The organism is Neptuniibacter sp. QD29_5, assembly GCF_047778125.1.
Taxonomy (GTDB): domain Bacteria; phylum Pseudomonadota; class Gammaproteobacteria; order Pseudomonadales; family Balneatricaceae; genus Neptuniibacter.
The window spans coordinates 2519183-2537795 of the sequence record NZ_CP180556.1 but is presented as its reverse complement, the minus strand read 5'-3'; the positions used below and the strand labels follow the sequence as shown (position 1 = coordinate 2537795).

General features: G+C 43.9%; 22 protein-coding genes. 15 read left to right on the top strand and 7 right to left on the bottom strand.

Annotated features, from left to right (window positions below; all coding sequences use genetic code 11):
* Positions 1–186: 186 nt before the first annotated feature.
* From ACMXYR_RS12010 to hisD, 9 genes are all read left to right on the top strand, one after another.
* A complete protein-coding gene (locus ACMXYR_RS12010; protein WP_415901768.1) occupies positions 187–1002 on the top strand; it encodes an ATP-binding cassette domain-containing protein in 816 nt (271 codons plus the stop codon).
* Positions 999–1778, top strand: coding sequence for a lipid asymmetry maintenance ABC transporter permease subunit MlaE (mlaE, locus tag ACMXYR_RS12005; RefSeq protein ID WP_415882006.1), 780 nt, complete (start codon positions 999–1001; stop codon positions 1776–1778). Before ACMXYR_RS12010 ends, mlaE begins: the two co-directional genes overlap by 4 nt.
* Position 1779: 1 nt before the next feature.
* Positions 1780–2238, top strand: a complete 459-nt coding sequence (mlaD, locus tag ACMXYR_RS12000) for an outer membrane lipid asymmetry maintenance protein MlaD (protein ID WP_415901767.1) — start codon at positions 1780–1782, stop codon at positions 2236–2238.
* A gap of 2 nt (positions 2239–2240) precedes the next feature.
* Complete coding sequence (locus ACMXYR_RS11995) at positions 2241–2882, top strand: MlaC/ttg2D family ABC transporter substrate-binding protein (protein WP_415882004.1); 642 nt, start codon at positions 2241–2243, stop codon at positions 2880–2882.
* Positions 2882–3172, top strand: a complete 291-nt coding sequence (locus tag ACMXYR_RS11990; RefSeq protein WP_415882003.1) for an STAS domain-containing protein — start codon at positions 2882–2884, stop codon at positions 3170–3172. The genes ACMXYR_RS11995 and ACMXYR_RS11990 overlap by 1 nt, the downstream gene beginning before the upstream one ends.
* 112 nt (positions 3173–3284) lie before the next feature.
* Complete coding sequence (locus ACMXYR_RS11985) at positions 3285–3527, top strand: BolA family protein (protein ID WP_415882002.1); 243 nt, start codon at positions 3285–3287, stop codon at positions 3525–3527.
* 21 nt (positions 3528–3548) lie between these two features.
* A complete protein-coding gene (gene murA, locus ACMXYR_RS11980; RefSeq protein ID WP_415882001.1) occupies positions 3549–4811 on the top strand; it encodes a UDP-N-acetylglucosamine 1-carboxyvinyltransferase in 1263 nt (420 codons plus the stop codon).
* An 18-nt stretch (positions 4812–4829) separates the two neighbouring features.
* Positions 4830–5477 (top strand): ATP phosphoribosyltransferase, encoded by a 648-nt coding sequence (gene hisG / locus ACMXYR_RS11975; RefSeq protein ID WP_415885433.1) that lies wholly within the window; start codon positions 4830–4832, stop codon positions 5475–5477.
* Between the two features lie 2 nt (positions 5478–5479).
* Complete coding sequence (gene hisD, locus ACMXYR_RS11970) at positions 5480–6787, top strand: histidinol dehydrogenase (protein WP_415901766.1); 1308 nt, start codon at positions 5480–5482, stop codon at positions 6785–6787.
* 93 nt (positions 6788–6880) lie between these two features.
* Here the strand turns inward: hisD and ACMXYR_RS11965 are convergent, their stop codons facing one another.
* On the bottom strand, positions 6881–8026 hold the full coding sequence (locus ACMXYR_RS11965; protein ID WP_415901765.1) for a S1C family serine protease: 1146 nt from the start codon (positions 8024–8026) through the stop codon (positions 6881–6883).
* Between the two features lie 77 nt (positions 8027–8103).
* Between ACMXYR_RS11965 and ACMXYR_RS11960 the strand changes: the two genes are divergently transcribed.
* Entirely contained in the window at positions 8104–8865 is a 762-nt protein-coding gene (locus tag ACMXYR_RS11960; protein WP_415901764.1) for a Nif3-like dinuclear metal center hexameric protein, read from the top strand.
* On the opposite strand, the gene ACMXYR_RS11955 is transcribed toward ACMXYR_RS11960, so the two are convergent.
* Positions 8862–9407, bottom strand: coding sequence for a YhcB family protein (locus ACMXYR_RS11955; RefSeq protein WP_415901763.1), 546 nt, complete (start codon positions 9405–9407; stop codon positions 8862–8864). The genes ACMXYR_RS11960 and ACMXYR_RS11955 overlap by 4 nt on opposite strands.
* A gap of 201 nt (positions 9408–9608) precedes the next feature.
* Positions 9609–10367, bottom strand: coding sequence for a FadR/GntR family transcriptional regulator (locus ACMXYR_RS11950; RefSeq protein ID WP_415901762.1), 759 nt, complete (start codon positions 10365–10367; stop codon positions 9609–9611).
* 136 nt (positions 10368–10503) lie between these two features.
* Between ACMXYR_RS11950 and ACMXYR_RS11945 the strand changes: the two genes are divergently transcribed.
* Entirely contained in the window at positions 10504–11487 is a 984-nt protein-coding gene (locus ACMXYR_RS11945) for an MDR family oxidoreductase (protein ID WP_415901761.1), read from the top strand.
* 85 nt (positions 11488–11572) lie between these two features.
* On the opposite strand, the gene ACMXYR_RS11940 is transcribed toward ACMXYR_RS11945, so the two are convergent.
* Positions 11573–12751: an NnrS family protein gene (locus ACMXYR_RS11940; RefSeq protein ID WP_415901760.1), complete on the bottom strand. Its 1179-nt coding sequence runs from the start codon at positions 12749–12751 to the stop codon at positions 11573–11575.
* A 137-nt stretch (positions 12752–12888) separates the two neighbouring features.
* Between ACMXYR_RS11940 and cobU the strand changes: the two genes are divergently transcribed.
* The 4 genes from cobU to ACMXYR_RS11920 are packed head-to-tail and all read left to right on the top strand — an operon-like array spanning position 12889 to position 16662.
* Positions 12889–13407 carry a bifunctional adenosylcobinamide kinase/adenosylcobinamide-phosphate guanylyltransferase gene (gene cobU / locus ACMXYR_RS11935; protein ID WP_415901759.1) on the top strand — a complete coding sequence of 173 codons (519 nt, stop codon included), beginning with the start codon at positions 12889–12891 and terminating at the stop codon, positions 13405–13407.
* Complete coding sequence (gene cobT / locus ACMXYR_RS11930; RefSeq protein ID WP_415901758.1) at positions 13404–14459, top strand: nicotinate-nucleotide--dimethylbenzimidazole phosphoribosyltransferase; 1056 nt, start codon at positions 13404–13406, stop codon at positions 14457–14459. Before cobU ends, cobT begins: the two co-directional genes overlap by 4 nt.
* A 20-nt stretch (positions 14460–14479) precedes the next feature.
* Complete coding sequence (locus tag ACMXYR_RS11925) at positions 14480–15082, top strand: histidine phosphatase family protein (protein ID WP_415901757.1); 603 nt, start codon at positions 14480–14482, stop codon at positions 15080–15082.
* Between the two features lie 20 nt (positions 15083–15102).
* Entirely contained in the window at positions 15103–16662 is a 1560-nt protein-coding gene (locus tag ACMXYR_RS11920; protein ID WP_415885422.1) for an HDOD domain-containing protein, read from the top strand.
* Here the strand turns inward: ACMXYR_RS11920 and ACMXYR_RS11915 are convergent, their stop codons facing one another.
* Genes ACMXYR_RS11915 through ACMXYR_RS11905 form a run of 3 tightly spaced genes read right to left on the bottom strand, consistent with a single transcriptional unit; the run spans position 16663 to position 18510 of the window.
* Complete coding sequence (locus ACMXYR_RS11915; protein WP_415901756.1) at positions 16663–16986, bottom strand: hypothetical protein; 324 nt, start codon at positions 16984–16986, stop codon at positions 16663–16665.
* A gap of 28 nt (positions 16987–17014) precedes the next feature.
* A complete protein-coding gene (locus ACMXYR_RS11910) occupies positions 17015–17581 on the bottom strand; it encodes a cob(I)yrinic acid a,c-diamide adenosyltransferase (protein ID WP_415901755.1) in 567 nt (188 codons plus the stop codon).
* Positions 17582–17610: 29 nt separating this feature from the next.
* Positions 17611–18510 carry a 2-dehydropantoate 2-reductase gene (locus ACMXYR_RS11905; protein ID WP_415901754.1) on the bottom strand — a complete coding sequence of 300 codons (900 nt, stop codon included), beginning with the start codon at positions 18508–18510 and terminating at the stop codon, positions 17611–17613.
* Positions 18511–18613 lie beyond the last annotated feature (103 nt).

The window sequence follows — 18613 nt, the reverse complement described above, 5'->3', positions numbered from 1 at the left end:
GATGAAGGACGCTATTAAAACAGAATGCAGTGGTTGTTTAAATCGGCACAGTAAGGAAGTAGAGGTAAATATTCCTGTTTTTATATCTAAATGGTATAGTTGCGGCCCCAAAGTTGGGGTTGTTGAATAAATCCTGAACAGTGGAACGGACTTAAGCTGTTTTGTACGTGTTATAAATGGAATCTTATGAGTCAGTTTGATGATGTAGTCATCGATATTCAGCAGATGAGCTTCGCTCGCGGTGAAAGGCCTATATATAGCAATATCGACCTTAAAATCCCTCGAGGGAAAATTACTGCAATTATGGGACCTTCAGGTACTGGTAAAACCACACTGCTGAAATTAATTGGCGGTCAGTTGAAACCTGATACTGGTTCTATCTCGATTGATGGTCAAAATATCCCAGAATTAAGCCGTAACGATCTATTTTCGGTTCGAGAACGTATGGGGATGCTTTTTCAGAGCGGCGCTCTTTTTACCGATATGAGCGTATTTGAAAATGTAGCTTTTCCTCTTCGCGTACACACGAACCTACCTGAAGATATGATTCGAGATATCGTATTGATGAAACTTCATGCGGTAGGTTTGCGTGGAGCTAACGAATTAATGCCGAGCGAGCTGTCAGGTGGTATGGCTCGCCGTGTTGCATTAGCCCGTGCAATTGCATTGGATCCCGACATATTAATGTATGATGAACCATTCACTGGTCAAGACCCTATTGCAATGGGCGTGCTAGTTAATCTCATCAGGCATCTAAATAACTCTTTAGGCCATACCAGCATCATTGTTTCACATGACATTCAGGAAACTTTAGGTATAGCTGATTACGTATTTATTCTTGCTGATGCAAAAGTCGTTGCTCAGGGGACGCCAGAAGAGTTGTTGGAAGTAGAATCTCCACAGGTGAAACAGTTTATGCACGGCTTGCCAGATGGTCCTGTGCCGTTTCATTTTCCTGCAGGTGATTATGCTGATGATTTGCTACAAGGTGGTTTGAAATGAACAAGTTAGCCTCCTTAGGGCATGTGACATTAAGTAAGCTTGCAGCGTTCGGACGAGCAACAATGATCCTATTTCAATCATTGATCGCCAAGCCGCAGCCGCTAATGATGTTTCCTTTATTGGTAAAACAGATCTATTTCGTTGGCGTGTTGTCGATGATAATTATCGTAGTGTCGGGGCTGTTTATCGGTATGGTATTAGGTCTGCAAGGCTACACCATTCTTGTCGATTACGGATCTGAACAAGCCGTGGGGCAAATGGTTGCGTTGAGTTTGGTTAGAGAATTGGCCCCAGTTGTGACTGCCTTGCTCTTTGCCGGGCGAGCTGGCTCTGCTTTAACGGCGGAAATTGGCTTGATGAAAGCGACAGAGCAGCTTTCTAGCTTAGAAATGATTGGTGTTGACCCATTGCGTCGCATTATTGCGCCACGTTTTTGGGCTGGCTTTATTTGCTTACCTATTTTGGCGGCTATATTCGCAATCGTAGGGATCTACGGTGGAGCTTTGGTGAGTATTGATTGGCTGGGTATCTACGATGGTTCTTTTTGGGCCAATATGCAGAACTCAGTAGATTTTTATGAAGATGTTGTTAACGGCTTAATTAAAGCGGTTGCCTTCGGCTTCGTTGTAACTTGGATTGCTGTATTCCAAGGCTATGACTGTATACCAACCTCGGAGGGTATTAGTCAGGCTACAACGAAAACAGTGGTTTATTCATCCCTAGCGGTGTTAGGCCTAGATTTTATTCTTACAGCAGTAATGTTTGGAGAACTTTGATATGCGTATGCGGGTCTTGGAGATCAGCGTAGGTGCCTTTGTTTTGGCAGGTATTTTAGCGTTGGTAGGATTGGCGTTGAACGTAAGTGGTTTAAGTATGTCTACAAGTGACAATACTTATACTGTTTATGCCCGCTTTGAAAATATTGGTGGTTTGACACCTCGAGCAAAAGTAACAATGTCCGGTGTCACTATTGGTAAAGTTACAAGCATTGAGCTAGACACGGAACAGTTAGTCGCTAAAGTTTCTATGGAAATAAATGGTGATGTGGATTTTCTTTCCATCGATAGTTCTGCAGCGATTCTAACTGCAGGTTTACTGGGTGAGCAGTATATCGGTGTTACCGTTGGGGCCGAAGAGGAATATCTCAGTAATGGTGGCTTTATCGAAGATACCCAATCAGCGCTAGTGCTGGAGGAGTTAATCGGTAAATTCCTCTTCAATGAAGCGAGTGAGTAATTATGTTACAACAGGTTTTTAAACGATTAGGCCATTTGGCTGCGATCGTTGCTTTCATGTTTTCTTTTAATGCTTATGCATCTTGGGAAGAAGCGGGCAAAGTGATTGAAGGCGCTACTTCAGATGTTCTTCAGTTATTAGGCAACGAAGAACTTCTAAAGGAAGAGCAGAAAGATCAATTAGTTTCAGAAATTGACACTATTCTTTCTCCTGTAGTGGACTTCGATTACATCGCCAAAGGTGTAATGGGGAAATACTATCGCAGAGCGTCAAAAGAGCAACGTGAAGAGTTTAGTGGTGTTTTCAAAACAACTTTGTTGAAAACCTACGCTAAAGCACTTGTCGGGTTTAAAATTGAACGTTATGAGATGGTGCCACCTCGTAAGAAAAGCCCTGATGAGAAAAAGCAGATTGTTACAGTAAACGTTTTTGCTGCAGATGGTACTAAGTTTGCGCTGATCTACTATATGAAAAAGAGTGCAGATGAGTGGAAATTAGTGAACGCTGTTTTGGATGGCAGCGTAAATATCAAACTGAGCTTTAAAAACCAGTTTGCAGATCTAATGCAGCGTAATCGTAATAACGTCGATAAAGTTATTACTAGCTGGAAAGATAAGGTAGACCCAGACAAGGAAAGTGCTTAATGGCAACCGCTAGCATTAAGTCAGCACAGTTAATTGCGATTGAAGGTGAGCTTAAATTCCCTGTGATCATGCAACTTCGTAAGCAGGTTGAATCGTTATTGTCTGGTTTGAATGGTACGGCGCAAGTAGATTTTGACGGGGTTACTGCAGTAGACAGTTCTGCGTTGTCTTTTTGGTTGTGTTGTTTACGTTTTGCAAAATGTAATAGATTGGAGCTTGAGCCGATCAACTTACCTGTAGAAATGCAGGGGATTGCAAAATTGGTTGGGCTTGAAGATCTAACAAATTGATTAGTATTAAGTGATATTGGATTAAGGCGATGCTTAGCATCGCCTTTTTTGTCATGATCCGGTATTATTTCCGCCTTATTTTTATCTAGAAGTATTCTATCGGGAGCTTTGCATGCAGGCTGAACAGGTTAAGCAGATTCTGGAATCTCAACTTGAGAACTGTGTAGTTACAACCGCAGGTGAAGGGTGTGATTTTCAGGTAACCGTTGTAGGTGAACTGTTTGAAGGGTTGCGCCCGGTGAAATGTCAGCAGCTTGTCTATGCTTGCTTGAATGAGCATATCGCAAATGGAACGATTCACGCTCTAACGATTAAGACATACACCCCTGCGCAGTGGGAAGCTTCCCAGAACTAAACGCCTTTTACTGGATTGACCATGGATAAACTTATTATTACAGGTGGCGAGCAGCTCACAGGTGAAGTTCGTATCTCCGGTGCTAAAAACTCGGCGTTACCTATCCTTGCTTCTGCTTTGCTAGCGTCTGAGCCAGTTACAATTTGTAACTTGCCACACTTACATGACATTACGACGATGCTTGAGCTTTTGCGTCGTATGGGTGTTGAGCTAGTAATTGATGAAAAATTAAATGTAGAAATTGATGCCAGCACAATCGATAAACTGGTTGCACCATACGAACTAGTAAAAACGATGCGTGCATCAATCTTGGTACTGGGCCCTATGGTGGCGCACTTTGGTGAAGCTGAAGTCTCCCTTCCTGGTGGTTGTGCTATCGGTTCACGCCCAGTCGACCTTCATATTCAAGGTCTACGCGCAATGGGCGCAGACGTTGTTGTTGAAGGCGGTTATATCCGTGCTAAAACCAATGGTCGCTTAAAAGGTGCCCGAGTGTTCTTTGATACTGTAACGGTTACAGGTACAGAGAACATTCTGATGGCTGCTACGCTGGCCGAAGGCCAAAGTATTCTTGAGAATGCTGCTCGTGAACCTGAAGTGGTAGACCTAGCAGAGTGTTTGATCGCGATGGGAGCGGACATTACTGGTCACGGTACAGATACCATTGTTGTTAATGGTGTTGAAAAACTGCACGGTTGTAAATTCCCTGTGGTTGCTGACCGTATCGAAACGGGTACGTACCTAGCAGCTGTAGCGGCAACGCGCGGTAAGGTAAAGATCAAAAACACATCGCCAGCCATTCTTGATGCTGTTTTGCAAAAGCTTGAAGAAGCAGGTGCTCACATAACTACGGGTGATGATTGGATCGAGCTGGATATGAAAGGTCAGCGTCCAAAAGCAGTTAACGTGACTACAGCACCTTATCCTGCTTTCCCAACAGATATGCAAGCGCAATTCTCGGCGATGAATGCGGTATCTGAGGGCGTCAGTATTCTAAAAGAAACAATATTTGAAAACCGTTTTATGCACATGCAAGAGATGATTCGCATGGGCGCTAAAATCAATATTGATGGCAATACCGCAGTTGTAGAAGGGGTTGAGCGTCTACAGGCAGCGCCTGTTATGGCAACAGATCTTCGAGCTTCTGCGAGTTTGGTTATTGCTGCATTGGTTGCAGACGGTGACACCGTAATTGATCGTATTTACCACATCGATCGTGGTTACGAGTGTATTGAAGAGAAATTACAGTTATTAGGCGCACGTATTAAGCGTGTTCCAGGTTAAACAGGTATATAGAACGCTATGAAGCAGCAACTAACGATTGCACTGTCCAAGGGACGTATCCTCAAAGAAACTCTGCCTTTATTGGCGGAAGCTGACATTGTGCCGGCAGAGGATATTCATAGCAGCCGTAAACTGATTTTTGATACAAACCATGACAACATCAAATTGGTTGTCATTCGTGCTACAGACGTACCGACTTATGTTGAGTACGGTGGCGCGGATATGGGTATCGCAGGTAAAGATGTTCTGCTTGAGCATGGTGCTGCTGGTTTGTATGAGCCTTTGGATCTGAAAATCTCTAAGTGCAAGCTTATGGTTGCAGGTATGAAAGGGGCTAAGCCAGTTGAAGGCCGAATGAAAGTTGCTAGTAAGTTTGTCAATGTGACCCGTGACTACTTTGCGAAACAGGGTTGTCAGGTCGATATCATCAAACTTTATGGTGCTATGGAATTAGCACCGCTAATGGGCTTGGCTGACCGTATTGTTGATATCGTAGATACAGGTAATACCTTGCGAGCTAACGGTCTAGAGCCGATGGAAGAGATCGCGGATATCAGCTCACGTTTGGTTGTTGGTCAGCCTTCAATGAAGATGAAGCACCGTCAGATCCAACCGATCTTAGATAAATTAGCTGATGCAATTGCCCGCCGTGATGGAGAAGCGTAATCATGACTGATTTGAATATTAAACGTCTAGATTCTACTCAGGCTGATTTTCGTCAGCAGATGGATAAACTGCTTGCGTGGGAAGCGGTATCTGATGAAAAAGTAAATCAGATCGTTAATGAGATCCTTCAGCGTGTTGAGCAAGAAGGCGATTCAGCGGTTGTTGAGTACACCAACCGCTTTGATAATACGTCTGTAACCGAGATGTCTGAGCTTGAGATGAGCAAAGAGCGTCTACAAGCAGCTTTGGATAATCTTCCTGAAGATCAGCGTAAAGCCTTAGAAATTGCTGCTGAGCGTGTTCGTAGCTATCACGAGCGTCAGCTTGTTGATTCGTGGCAGTACACTGAAGCCGACGGCACTATGCTAGGTCAGAAAGTAACGCCAATGGATCGTGTTGGTTTATATGTACCAGGCGGTAAAGCTGCGTACCCATCTTCAGTATTGATGAATGCAATGCCTGCCAAAGTTGCGGGTGTTGAAGAGATTATCATGGTTGTGCCAACACCAGGCGGTGAGGTTAACGAACTGGTACTTGCGGCTGCATGTTTATCAGGCGTTGATCGCGTTTTCTGTATTGGTGGTGCACAAGCGGTTGCAGCTTTAGCTTATGGTACAGCAACTGTACCTAAAGTAGATAAGATTGTAGGTCCAGGTAACATCTTTGTGGCAACAGCGAAGCGTGCGGTATTTGGCGCTGTTGGTATTGATATGATTGCTGGCCCGTCAGAAATTCTTGTGGTTTGCGACGGCCAAACTGACCCTGAGTGGGTCGCAATGGATCTGTTCTCGCAAGCAGAACACGATGAAGATGCGCAGCCAATCCTTGTTACACCTGATGCTGACTTTATTGATGCGGTAGAAGCCAGCATCAATAAATTGTTGCCAACTATGGAGCGTAAAGAGATTATCGAAACCTCTCTACGTCTTCGCGCAGCACTAATTAAGGTTCAAGATATGGATGAAGCGATTGAAGTTTCAAACCGTATCGCACCAGAGCACTTGGAATTGTCTGTAGAAGATCCAGAAGCGCTACTACCTAAGATTCGCCATGCAGGTGCAATCTTCATGGGACGTTATACAGCTGAAGCGCTAGGTGATTACTGTGCAGGCCCTAACCACGTTTTACCGACGTCTGGCACTGCAAGGTTCTCATCTCCACTGGGTGTATATGACTTCCAGAAACGTTCTTCTTTGATCATGTTCTCTGAAGATGGCGCTTCTGAAATGGGTAAAGTTGCATCAGTACTTGCGCGTGGTGAAAGCCTTACAGCGCATGCTCGCTCAGCGGAATACCGTATTAAGTCTTAATTGATAAATTTTGACAATTTGTAAATGAAGGGCTGCCAGAAATGGCGGCCCTTTTTATTTGTAGAGTAAATTTATTTGTTGAGTAATCAAAAATTAGTTGCGGCTTTTAGGGCGTTCACCTATTTCAGCATCAAAGGAAAGTTCTTTGCCTTCCCGAAGGACTTTGACAGTGACTACCTGACCTGGGCGTAGACGGGCTATTTGAGTCATCGATTTACGGCCATCTAGTATAGGATTGTCATTGATGGTCAGCATTACGTCACCGGGTTGCAGGCCTGCTATATGGGCTGGGCCGTTACGGAACACGCCTGCAATGATAAGTCCTTGAAGCTTTTTAAGACCAAATGATTCGGCTAGTCTAGGCGTAAGCTCTTGTATCTCAATCCCCAGCCAACCGCGAACAACACGACCGTGTTGAATTAGGTCTTGCATGACTTGCTTGGTAAGGTCTGATGGAATTGCAAAGCCGATACCTTGAGAACCACCTGATTTAGAAAAAATTGCGGTATTAATACCAATCAAGTTGCCAAAGGCATCAATCAAAGCACCGCCAGAGTTGCCAGGATTGATGGCTGCGTCTGTTTGTATAAAGTCTTCATAGGTATTCAGGCCTACACTGTTGCGGCCGGTAGCACTGATGATGCCCATGGTTACGGTTTGCCCAACACCAAATGGGTTGCCTATAGCTAGGACTACATCACCAACACGATAATTTTCAGTTTGGCCGAGAGTGATACTTGGTAAGTTATCCAGTGTAACGTTTAAAACGGCTAAGTCTGTTTCCGGGTCTGTACCGATGACTTCTGCGGCAGCTTCTCTCCCATCTTTTAAAGCAACGATAATGCTATCGGCACCCGAAATTACATGATTGTTTGTAACTATATAACCTTGAGAGCTAAGAATTACACCAGAGCCTAGACTGGACTGAACCCGTTCTCGTTGTGGAATGCTGTCGGAATCAAAGAAGTTGCGGAAAAAAGGATCATTGAAGAGAGGGTGTACATTCTGTCTAACAACGGTCTGGGTGTAGATATTAACAACTGCAGGGGCAGCGACTTCTACAGCATCTGCGTAAGATACAGGACCAATATTTCCTTGTAGAGCAGTATTGTTGCGGGCTTCTCGGAACTCAATGGTAGAGTTTGGACTATCTAATAGATCTGGAAAGACTTGCAGCAGGAGAATAGCGACAAGCACGCCTGAGAGGATAGGCCAGAAAAGAAAGTTAAATTTACGCATGAGTGTATAGTCGAAACGCCATAAACAAGCTTAGAATTATACGATTAATATTCCCTTTGTGAATGGATAACAGAAGAATGTCGGTAAAACTATCGGATCTCATCGCATATATAGAACAGCGCTTAGAACCAAACCAATTTAAAGATTACTGCCCGAATGGTCTACAAGTGGAAGGGCGAAGTGATGTTAGCAAAGTTATATCTGGTGTAACGGCTTCTCAAGCTTTGATAGATAGAGCTATCGATGAAAAGGCTGATGTCTTGTTAGTGCATCATGGTTTTTTTTGGAAAGGAGAGAATAGCTGCATTACAGGGATTAAAAAACGTCGCATCAAAGCCTTGCTAGATAATGATATAAGCTTGCTTGCTTATCATCTGCCATTAGATGCTCACCCTGAGATCGGTAACAATGCCCAGTTGGCTAAGCTTTTAGGCATCAAAGGCTTTGGGGCTTTAGAGCTTGGTAATCCTCGCAGTATTGGAAATACGGGTGAATTAGCTGAGGCTATTTCTGCAGAAGGGTTTGCTGAACATATAGAGGCGGTTTTAAAACGTAAGCCTCTACTGATTAAAGGCGGAGACCATCCTATTAAAAAGATTGGTTGGTGTACGGGTGGTGCCCAAGGTTATATCGAGAAGGCGATAGAACAGGGCTTGGATGCTTTTATTTCTGGTGAAGTCTCAGAACCAACCTTCCACAGCGCGATAGAGAATGGTATTCACTACTTTGCAGCAGGCCATCATGCAACGGAGCGTTATGGTGCTAAGGCATTAGGAGAGGAACTGGCGCTGAAACTTGGGCTTCAGCACCAGTTTATCGATATAGACAATCCGGTTTAAGCTTTCGCTTTAGGCTCTGCTGTTTCTGCGTCTACATTACTAGGCGCATCAGCAGGAGCCTGCTCTTCCTCTTTAGTTTCCTGTTCTTCTTTCAAACCAAAGGTTTCAGATAGCGTACCTTCATCTTCAGGAGACTTAGGTGCGTAATCTCTAGGTGGTTCTGAAGAGCTTTCTGCTTGTTCTGTTTCGGTAGCTGGTTTTTCTTCAGCTGAAGATCCTTCTGCTTCGCTTTCTAGTTTCGGAGTCAATGAGGGTTCAAGGGCTAGATCAACGCTGCCTGGCTGACATAAGCCTTGTGCGCCAGTAGCAAGATGTTCGTGAACATCTTTGTAGCTGTTAGTCAGGTTGTTAACTAGCGCTGCGGTTTTTTCAAAGTGTTCAGTCACTTCGCTCTTGTAGCTGTCTAGTTCTTTTTGGGTGCTTTCTAGTTTTTCTGCTAGTTCTGCTTGGCGTTGTGCGCCTCCGTCAGAACGTCCCATCAAAAAACCAATTACGGCGCCAACAACAAGGGCTGCAATACTAATAAGCCAAACGTTTTCCACAAAAACTCCTTATAAACTTGGCATTTTAAGATGAATTAGGTGCTGACAAAGAGAGCCTGAATCAATTGAATAAGGTACCGCATCAAGGGATCTTTGCGAGCTTTGTGCAAGGATAAATCAATTATCTATCCCTGCCTATTATAAATAATTTTCGGCTTTATCCACGGATAAATGAACTATAGATTGGTCGAACTTAACTGGCTATCGCTTAAAAGAGTTTTGCTCTGTAACTTCTTGATGGGAGGACTGGGCCTCGCAATGTAATTGGTCAAGATACTCAATCTGTTCCTTGATAATAGCTTTAGCTAAATTGATATCTTGATCTTCAATCGCACCCAGTAGTCTACGATGCTGCCCTAAGATAATTTCTCTTTCACGGAAACGGTATGCAATCATGTTCGCAACCGGTTGTAGAGCTTCGATCAATGAATACATCACAAAACTCAGCATACGGTTACCACTTGCATCGGCTATGGCGCGATGAAAGCGAACATCAGCGGCACAGAAATCTTCAGGGCTGATATTGGTATTGGATTGATAATTTAATTCAGCTCGCAGTTTTTCTAGATCTTGTTCGGACCTATTAGCGCAGGCTTGTTGGCAACATAAGCTTTCTAACTCTAATCGAGTGCTGCTCACTTCAGTTAAAGATATCTGATTCATGCTGACAAAAAGTGTTGCAGCTGTGGTCATCTGGTCGCTAAGCTCTTCAGCACCTAAGTGGTTTACGAAAGTGCCGCCAGCAGGTCCTCTGCGTGAACGAATTAAGTTTTTAGCTGCTAAGCGCTTGAGCGCTTCTCGAATCGTAGGACGTGATACGTGAAAGCGTTCAGCTAGCTCACCTTCAGTAGGTAGGCGGTCATCTGCTTTTAGAGAGCCATCTAAAATCGCTTCCTGTAATTGATCAGCGACTTGTTTAGACAGGCTGGACTTATTGATAGGGGCTACTTCTAGGCTCACGTATTACTCCATAGGATTGCTAATACTACGAATAAGCTATTCTACATAAACTGAAACAATAACATCATAGCTTGTATCATTTAAAAATCTATTTTATATTTGTATGACAAATAGATAAATAAGTTGGGAGATCGGCATGTTCAAAGCGCTCGTGTTAAATCAAAACGACGGTAAGACTGTAGCGGAAGTGACAGAATTGAGTCTGGATCAATTACCAGAGCAGAATGTTTTGGTTAAAGTCGATTACTCCTCGTTAAACTACAAAGATGGTTTAGCCATTACAGGCAAGGGCAAAATTATTCGGAACTTCCCGATGGTTCCGGGCATAGATTTAGTCGGCACAGTAGAAGAGAGTGCTGATGATCGTTATGAAAAAGGCGATAAAGTTGTGCTGACAGGTTGGGGTGTAGGTGAAAACCATTGGGGTGGTTTTGCTGAGTATGCACGTTTAAACGCAGATTGGTTAGTGCCTCTGCCAGAAGGTATGGATCCTGTTCGCACTATGCAGATTGGTACAGCAGGTTTAACTGCCATGCTCTGTGTCATGGCGCTTGAAGAGGGTGGTGTAACTCCTGATAAGGGGCCTATCATTGTTAGTGGTGCCGCTGGTGGTGTAGGTAGTGTTGCAGTAGCAATATTGGCTGGGCTAGGTTATCAAGTGACAGCTATTACGGGTCGCCCTGAAACTGAGAGCTATCTGAAAGGCTTAGGTGCTTCAGAAATTGTTAGTCGAGAGCAGATGGCAGAGCCAGCAAGGCCTCTAGAGAAACAGCGCTGGGCCGGTGCGGTTGATACTGTGGGTGATAATATCTTAGGTCGCATTTTATCAGAAACAGATTATGGCGGTGTCGTGACTGCATGTGGTCTAGCTGCAAGCTTCAAGCTGCCAACAACAGTTATGCCTTTTATTCTCCGTAATGTTCGCTTGCAAGGTGTTGATTCGGTGATGTGTCCTTATGAGCGTCGTCAAGAAGCTTGGAAAAGACTACAAGCTCAATTACCAGATAATGCTGTGGGCGATATTGCTCAAATTATCGCGCTAAATGAGCTGCCTGATTATGCTGAACGTATAACTAATGGTCAGGTTAAAGGCCGAGTGGTTGTAGATCTTAATAGCTAAGCAATCGATAGTTTGGTTAAAAAAAATACGGCTCTATGTTAGAGCCGTATTTTTTTATTAGGAGCTGAATAAATCGAAGGCTGGACTATCCATATAAGCCATCCACGCGAGGTTTTATCAGGATTGGGGTGTAAATAATCAGGAAAAGCACCCAAGCGAGCATCCATAGCGTGCCTGATAAGTGCAGCGTTGTGAGGTAAGAAAGAGGTAATAGCCCTATGCTCAGTCGCACTGCTGCGGCTAATAGCATCAATATAAAGGCAGTAATGATGAGTGGTCCGACTTTAAGAGGTCGACCTGTATGTCCTAAAGAAACACGCGCCATCATCCCCAGTGTTAATCCCCCAATACTGCCTGCAGCAAATGCATGGTAAGCAATCGACGTGCTAATTAGATCCAGTAAGCTTAGGCTGTACAGAATAAAACCCAGTGCTACGAAGAAATAGCCGAACTGTAGAATCCAGACCAAGGGTACCGCAAAAATTCGTTTATCGAACCAACCAGCTACTCGAATTAGGTTAGCTATCCCCAACAGCAAGCTTATAGCAATCATAAGGGGTTCAATCCCTGTTAGGCTTAAAACAACCCACACGGCAGTCAGAGGAATAATCGTTTTTTCCAGCCAAGCATGTTTTGTTACTTTGACGCCTTCAACTCCGCGCTCGGTAAAAAATGGAATAACTCGCCCGCCTAAGATGCTAATTACCATGATGACTAAAAATAGGCCGAGTTGTATTCCTTTCGCTGCTGTTGTCTCAGTGTAGCCAAGTAGTTGCAGGTGCATGAGTAGATTGGCAATGAAGAAGCCAAGCAGGAGCGGCACAAACATCAAATTACGATAGTTTTTAGACTTAATAACTGGCCAAGCCACGCAAGCGGCCACCATAGGCGCGAAGGCTAAATCAGTGACAGCTACTAACCAAGGTTCGATCGCTGGGAATAAAGGCATTAAGCGCGCACTAAACCAGAGTAAAAAAAGTGCTGCGAGAGGCCAGCTATAAAGTGTTTGTACGTTAGTCCATGTCTTTACAGCGGTCATTAAAAAACCGGCGATGATTGCTAAAGAGAATCCAAATAGCATTTCGTGGGCATGCCAGAATACACCATAGTTATAGTGGTGAGGCTCAATGCCGCCACTATAGATAACCAGCCACGCAGCCATTAAAAGTATGGCTGAGAGTGCTCCGCCTAAGAAAAATGGGCGAAATGCCAAATTAAAGAGTGAAAAGGGTGAAGGGGTGCGTCTTTCTTGTAGTTGAATCATGGGATCTCTCCGCCGCTAATATCAGCAGTGTTATAATCTACACTAAGAACTATTAAATGTGTATTAAAAATACATCTTAAAGAAGTGTTAACGTTCATTTTATTGATCTGACAACGAGTTTTTGACGAGGGATATCAGTGCGACAGTTAATTTTAGGTGGTGCCAGATCGGGTAAAAGTCAGGTGGCGCAAGAAAGAGCTACCGCCACGGGCCAGCCTGTTGTGTATATTGCTACCGCTCAAGCACAAGACTCGGAAATGGAGCAGCGTATTGAACTACATCGTCAGAATCGACCGAGCGAGTGGGAGATACAAGAGATCCCTTTCGACTTGCCAGATGCGCTTAATAGTTTGAGTGGTAAAGGAAAAACCGTCTTAGTCGATTGCCTTACCCTTTGGTTAACCAATCTGTTATTACAAGGCTTGGAACCCATGCAGCAAGGTATGAAGACGCTTACTGCAGCTGTAAATGACTTTGACGGAGATCTAATATTGGTTTCGAATGAGGTCGGTTGGGGAATTGTCCCTATGGGCGAATTGAGTCGTCAATTTCAAGATAATACTGGTAGATTACATCAAGATTTGGCAGCAGTGGTGGAAGTGGTGACGTTAACAGTGGCGGGTATTCCTATGGCTGTCAAAGGAGATAATAAGTGAACTTGCAGGAATGGTCGCAACTGAAAGCTAAACCTTTAAACGTTGAAACAGAACAAGCCGCTTTATCTCATCAAGGAAATCTAACTAAACCTCCTGGCTCTTTAGGTGTGTTGGAAAAAATTGCAGTGCAACTGGCTGCAATGCAAGCACAGTCATTACCTTCGGCAGATCGTGTAAGCATCTCTATTTTTGCTGCAGATCATGGAGTGGCTGCCCAGAATGTATCTGCGTTCCCACAAGAAGTCACATCGCAAATGATTCTAAATTTTGCAGAAGGCGGCGCGGCAATCGCCGTTTTGGCTAAGCAACTGAAAGCACAATTTGAAGTGATTAATTTAGGGACGGTGGTGCCTGTTGAACATCGTAATGTGCTTGATCGAGTAATCGCTTCGCAAAGTGCTGATATTTCGAAGAGACAAGCGATGAGTGATGCGCAGCTAGTTAATGCATTAAATGTAGGTGAGGAAGCGGTCTTAAGAGCAAAGAGGGCTGGGGCCCAGCTCTTTATTGCTGGTGAAATGGGGATTGGGAATACAACAGTGGCTGCCACAGTATTAGCGGCTGTGATGGACTTAACTGCTCAAGAGGTGGTTGGAGCAGGTACTGGTGTATCGGGTGATGCGCTCGAACATAAAACGGCTGTGATTGATCAGGCACTAAAGCTTCATCAGTGCACAGCTGATAAACCTTTTGAGCTGCTAAGATCCTTAGCGGGTTTTGAAATTGTTGCGATGGTTGGTGCTTACCTGACGGCAGCGAGGGAGGGTATTACTGTTGTTGTTGATGGCTTTATTAGCACTGCTGCTGCATACATGGCCAGTATGATTTGCCCTCAAGCTAAAGACTGGATGATCTTTGGACATCAATCAGCGGAAAAGTTTCATCATAAAGTACTTGTTGCCATGTCTGCTGAGCCTTTGTTAGCGTTGGATATGCGCCTTGGCGAAGGCAGCGGAGCTGCAACAGCGGTAAGTGTTATTCAAACGGCTTGCTTGCTTCATAAACAGATGGCGACCTTCTCTAGCGCCGGTGTAAGTGAAAAGTCGGACTGAAGCCATAATAAGGATTTTTTTTGAAAACTCTATTTGTAGATCTGTTCCGGCATGGTGAACCCGAACTTAAAGGTGTCTATTTAGGGCGAACGGATAGCCCTCTGTCTGCAAAAGGCCAGTCTACCTGCGAAGCTGTTTTAGCTAATGGTGAATGGGACTTAGTTGTTAGCTCGCCATTACAGAGGGCATTAAAGAGTGCCTGTTGGTTAGCTAATACTCGGCAGATTGAACTGCAAATCTGGGATGAATTACAAGAGTTGGATTTTGGGGACTGGGATGGTGTGGGTTTTGAGCAGGTCTACAACGAAGACCCTGTAGCGGCAGATAATTTTTGGCAAGCACCGCAGGATTTTCCGGCACCAAAGGGCGAAACTATTCAGCAATTTAAGCAACGAATAGCTATGGTTAAAGAGCAGTTGCTGCAACTATCAGAAAAAAAGGTGTTAGTTGTTACTCATGGTGGCGTTATTCGTGGCCTTATTGGGGACTTACTTGGTATGGAAGCCGATCAATGGAGTAAAATAGCGATAGATTATGCTCATTTTTCTAAACTGAGGTTTGATTATGATACAAAACAGTGTTGGCCTCAGCTACTAAGTAGTAATATTCGCTCTCCTTTTTGATCAGTTGCATAGGGATATTAATGAAATACACCGAGACACTTAAAAATATTCATCGAAGCCTTGATCGTTTAGGCGATCTGCCGGTGTTTAGTGCTACGGTCAATCGTATACAGCAGATTAGCGCGTCAGAAGAAAGCGATGCTATGGCTTTGGCTATGGCTATCATGAAAGATACGGGCTTATCAGCCAAACTGATCAAATTGGCTAATTCACCTACGTATAAAAGAGGTCAAGGTGATATTACGGTTGTATCCCGAGCGGTGGTCTTACTCGGGTTTAATCAGATTAAAAATATCAGTTTAACTCTTAAATTAATTGAAAGTTTTCATGACGAAAATCCCGATTTAGATGTGCCAGGGATGATGATGCGACAGTTCTTGAGTGCCAACATGGCTAAGGAACTTGCATTGAAAAGCCGGAAATCAGTCGATCCAGAAGAGGCTTATATGGCTTCTTTGTTATTTGGATTGGGCGAGATCATGGTTGCTTGTACCTTGCCAGAGCAGTATCGGAAAATGCTCAGGTTAAAGGAACGAGGTGAGAAAAAATGGCCGCGAATTCAGGCTGAAGTGTTAGGTATGAGCTTTAGTGAGTTGGGTAGGGAGCTGGCTGCTGGTTGGGGTTACCCAAAACAGATCTTAAATACAATGTCCCCTTTGGATTTAGGGAATATTGATGAGCGAAGCGATATGCTATCTGCCTTACCTACGCTCAGTCATGGTTTAGTACAGCAGCTATATGGGCAGGATCAAAATAACGAACAGCCTTACGATAAGGTTGTGGATGCCGTTTCCCTTGCTGGAGATATCCCTTTTGATGAAGTTGGTGAAATTACGCTACAGTGTTTCCAACGGGTTGCTAAAGTCAGCCGTAACTACGGTTTGAAGGCTCGTTCGCTAATTCCTGATTACTCAGAAAGTGGAAATGTTGCTAAGGATGATATGGTGCGCCAGCTTGCTTTCTTGGCCCACAATGAAGTGGAGTTAGAGGAGGTTGAGCAAACTGAAAGCGTATCAGAGCAGTCTACAGAAGTTGTTGCCGAGTCAAAACGTAACTCAAAACAGCTGAGTTATCTCAATCGATTGACCGAGTTAATCGCAGCGGATGGTAAGATTCACGAAGTCTTTAAATTAGTTGTAGAAGCGATCGGCGAATGCGGTCAGTTTGATCGCAGCATGCTTTGTCTGCTTAGCAAATCCAATACGCATCTATCGGTAAAAATTATTGAAGGGAAAGAGCTTGATCCTTTGCAAACTTATTTTGAACGGGACAAGTCGGGTAAAGCGGACGATCTATTCTTTAAGGTCTTGGCTAAGCAAGTTACTTTGTTGGTAAATGATCTAGATGAAGATGGGTGGAATAAGCGCTTGCCGCCAAACTTTGTAAAGCAGGTAGGATGTCAGGGGTTCGTCTTGATACCACTTACTATGGGGAAAAGGGTAATTGGTATGCTGTATGCGGATCGCTTAAAAGGGCGTGGACCAGTGTCCGAAGAGGACTTTAATACTTTTAACCAGTTTTCTACACAAACGCGCCTAGCTTTAATGTACGCTGACAGTAAAGCTAGACAAACGGCATGACTATTCAGTCATGCCTTTTACAAATGATTTAGTGTCTTCCCAAGCTTCTTTGCTGATCTCAACACCATCATCGATAACGTCTTTGCTCACTTCAACGCCATCTTCGATTACCTCACCACCTTTCTCTACAACGGTCTTAGCACCAGATTCGGTTGAGCACATCGCGCGTTGAGCTACACATTTTGATTTACAGCCTAGTTCAGCAGCATCGTCGGTAAAGTGTTTTACTGAACATTTAGCTTCACATATGGTTTGATCTGTTGAACAGTCAGCAAAAACTGCAGGTGTTAGTAGCATTAACGCAGAAAAAAATAGCGCTCTCATATTTATCACTCCCATTAGGTGAGTTGTATTATCTATTTTCTCTGGGGTGCCAGAGAATCTCTTCACCGCCCTGCCTTAGCACTATTATTCTGCTTGCCACAAAAAATAGATCGGACAGCCTATTTAGATAAATACCAGAGTTAGGATTTACCTGAGCTGACTCATCTTGGAGTAGTGCTATGATTCGCCTTTCGGCGCGTCGACAGATACTACGCGCCAAATGGGTATAACTGGCTGAAAGTGTTCCACCGGGGAGAATAAACTCTTTTAACGGCGGAATCTCTGAATTCAGAAGATCCAGTTGTTCCTCTATATATTCTATCTCTGTCGGGGTAATAACGACATAGTTAGGATCGGCGATTGCCAGTTCGCCACCTAAATCAAAAAGTTGGTGTTGTACGGTTTGAAACAGTTTTGTAATTGGATCATCGGCTGACAAACTCGCAATCACTATACCGATAGCACTATTAAGCTCATCAATCGTACCGATTACCTCGATTCTGAGATCGGTTTTAGATACGCGTTCTCCATTAGCCAGTCCGGTTTGGCCTTGATCACCAGAGCGAGTATAAATTTTACTAAGCCTGTTACTCATTACTGCTCCTATAGATAGAAACTACTAGATTAGGTATCACTATGAGGATGTAGTTCCCTAATTTTTCCAAGGTAGTACTTGTTAATATCGACCGTAATATCAAGTTTGTCTGCTTGCTCACATAGATAGCCGGTGATCTGATTAATCTCTGTTATACGGCCATGTTTCACATCTTGGTTCATCGAGGAAAAATTATTTGCGGTTAATTCTGCTACCTGACAAGCATGGTCAATTAAAGGGCCATCAAACAGCTCTAGATTGAGTGCGTTTGCGACCTTTTCTACCTCATTGCAGATTAATACCATCTCATTTAGATAGTTAGGGTTGCTAACTAACTCGCCATTTTTACAGTCGAAGATCGCGGTTAAAGGGTTTATAGCGCAGTTAATCGCTAGCTTGCGCCACAAGGTTGTAGCTATTTCTGGGTCAGGTTGTAAATCTAAGAAACCGCAATTTAATTGTTCTAACCAATCGAGCGCTTTATCGGGCGACCCGATACGAGTAACCCCTTTGCCTGCGTGTACGACAGAGAATTCAGATTCTAACCATGCACCATCTGTTGTTGATGCCCATGCAACTTCAGCGTTGGGTAATTGATCTGTTATCCATTGCTGGCTGCCCATACCGTTTTGCAGCACAACAACATGCGCATTATCTGCAAGTCGATGTTTGATCGAGTTGAAAGCGGCTTGAGTATCAGTGGATTTGGTCGTGATAAACAGTTTTTGGATTAACGACGAATCATTGGGTAGTTCAGCTTCGCAACAATGCATTTGATCAGCTAATTGAATGCCGCGGTTTGCTTCAAATCGTGAAAGCTTAGCTGAATTTCGCAAAATAAGAGTGACGGGGTAACCTACAGAAATGAGATTGTAGGCCCATAAATTACCAATTGAGCCAGCTCCAAGTATGTACCATCTCTCTTTCATACTTAATTCTCTTAATCTTCAGTATTGTGGATCCTATTATCGCTCTATTGTGACGTGAAATGGAGATAAAGGTCAGCTAGAATCGGCAAAAAAATAGGGAGAA

Bases quoted from the DNA above. Each gene is read 5' to 3' on its own strand.
- ACMXYR_RS11995 (WP_415882004.1), top strand. From the start codon at position 2,241: ATGTTACAACAGGTTTTTAAACGATTAGGCCATTTGGCTGCGATCGTT.
- mlaE (WP_415882006.1), top strand. From the start codon at position 999: ATGAACAAGTTAGCCTCCTTAGGGCATGTGACATTAAGTAAGCTTGCA.
- ACMXYR_RS11965 (WP_415901765.1), bottom strand. From the start codon at position 8,026: ATGCGTAAATTTAACTTTCTTTTCTGGCCTATCCTCTCAGGCGTGCTT.
- ACMXYR_RS11990 (WP_415882003.1), top strand. From the start codon at position 2,882: ATGGCAACCGCTAGCATTAAGTCAGCACAGTTAATTGCGATTGAAGGT.
- ACMXYR_RS11960 (WP_415901764.1), top strand. From the start codon at position 8,104: ATGTCGGTAAAACTATCGGATCTCATCGCATATATAGAACAGCGCTTA.
- ACMXYR_RS11985 (WP_415882002.1), top strand. From the start codon at position 3,285: ATGCAGGCTGAACAGGTTAAGCAGATTCTGGAATCTCAACTTGAGAAC.
- ACMXYR_RS11945 (WP_415901761.1), top strand. From the start codon at position 10,504: ATGTTCAAAGCGCTCGTGTTAAATCAAAACGACGGTAAGACTGTAGCG.
- ACMXYR_RS11940 (WP_415901760.1), bottom strand. From the start codon at position 12,751: ATGATTCAACTACAAGAAAGACGCACCCCTTCACCCTTTTCACTCTTT.
- ACMXYR_RS11905 (WP_415901754.1), bottom strand. From the start codon at position 18,510: ATGAAAGAGAGATGGTACATACTTGGAGCTGGCTCAATTGGTAATTTA.
- ACMXYR_RS11915 (WP_415901756.1), bottom strand. From the start codon at position 16,986: ATGAGAGCGCTATTTTTTTCTGCGTTAATGCTACTAACACCTGCAGTT.
- hisD (WP_415901766.1), top strand. From the start codon at position 5,480: ATGACTGATTTGAATATTAAACGTCTAGATTCTACTCAGGCTGATTTT.
- ACMXYR_RS12010 (WP_415901768.1), top strand. From the start codon at position 187: ATGAGTCAGTTTGATGATGTAGTCATCGATATTCAGCAGATGAGCTTC.
- ACMXYR_RS11920 (WP_415885422.1), top strand. From the start codon at position 15,103: ATGAAATACACCGAGACACTTAAAAATATTCATCGAAGCCTTGATCGT.
- mlaD (WP_415901767.1), top strand. From the start codon at position 1,780: ATGCGTATGCGGGTCTTGGAGATCAGCGTAGGTGCCTTTGTTTTGGCA.
- murA (WP_415882001.1), top strand. From the start codon at position 3,549: ATGGATAAACTTATTATTACAGGTGGCGAGCAGCTCACAGGTGAAGTT.
- hisG (WP_415885433.1), top strand. From the start codon at position 4,830: ATGAAGCAGCAACTAACGATTGCACTGTCCAAGGGACGTATCCTCAAA.
- ACMXYR_RS11910 (WP_415901755.1), bottom strand. From the start codon at position 17,581: ATGAGTAACAGGCTTAGTAAAATTTATACTCGCTCTGGTGATCAAGGC.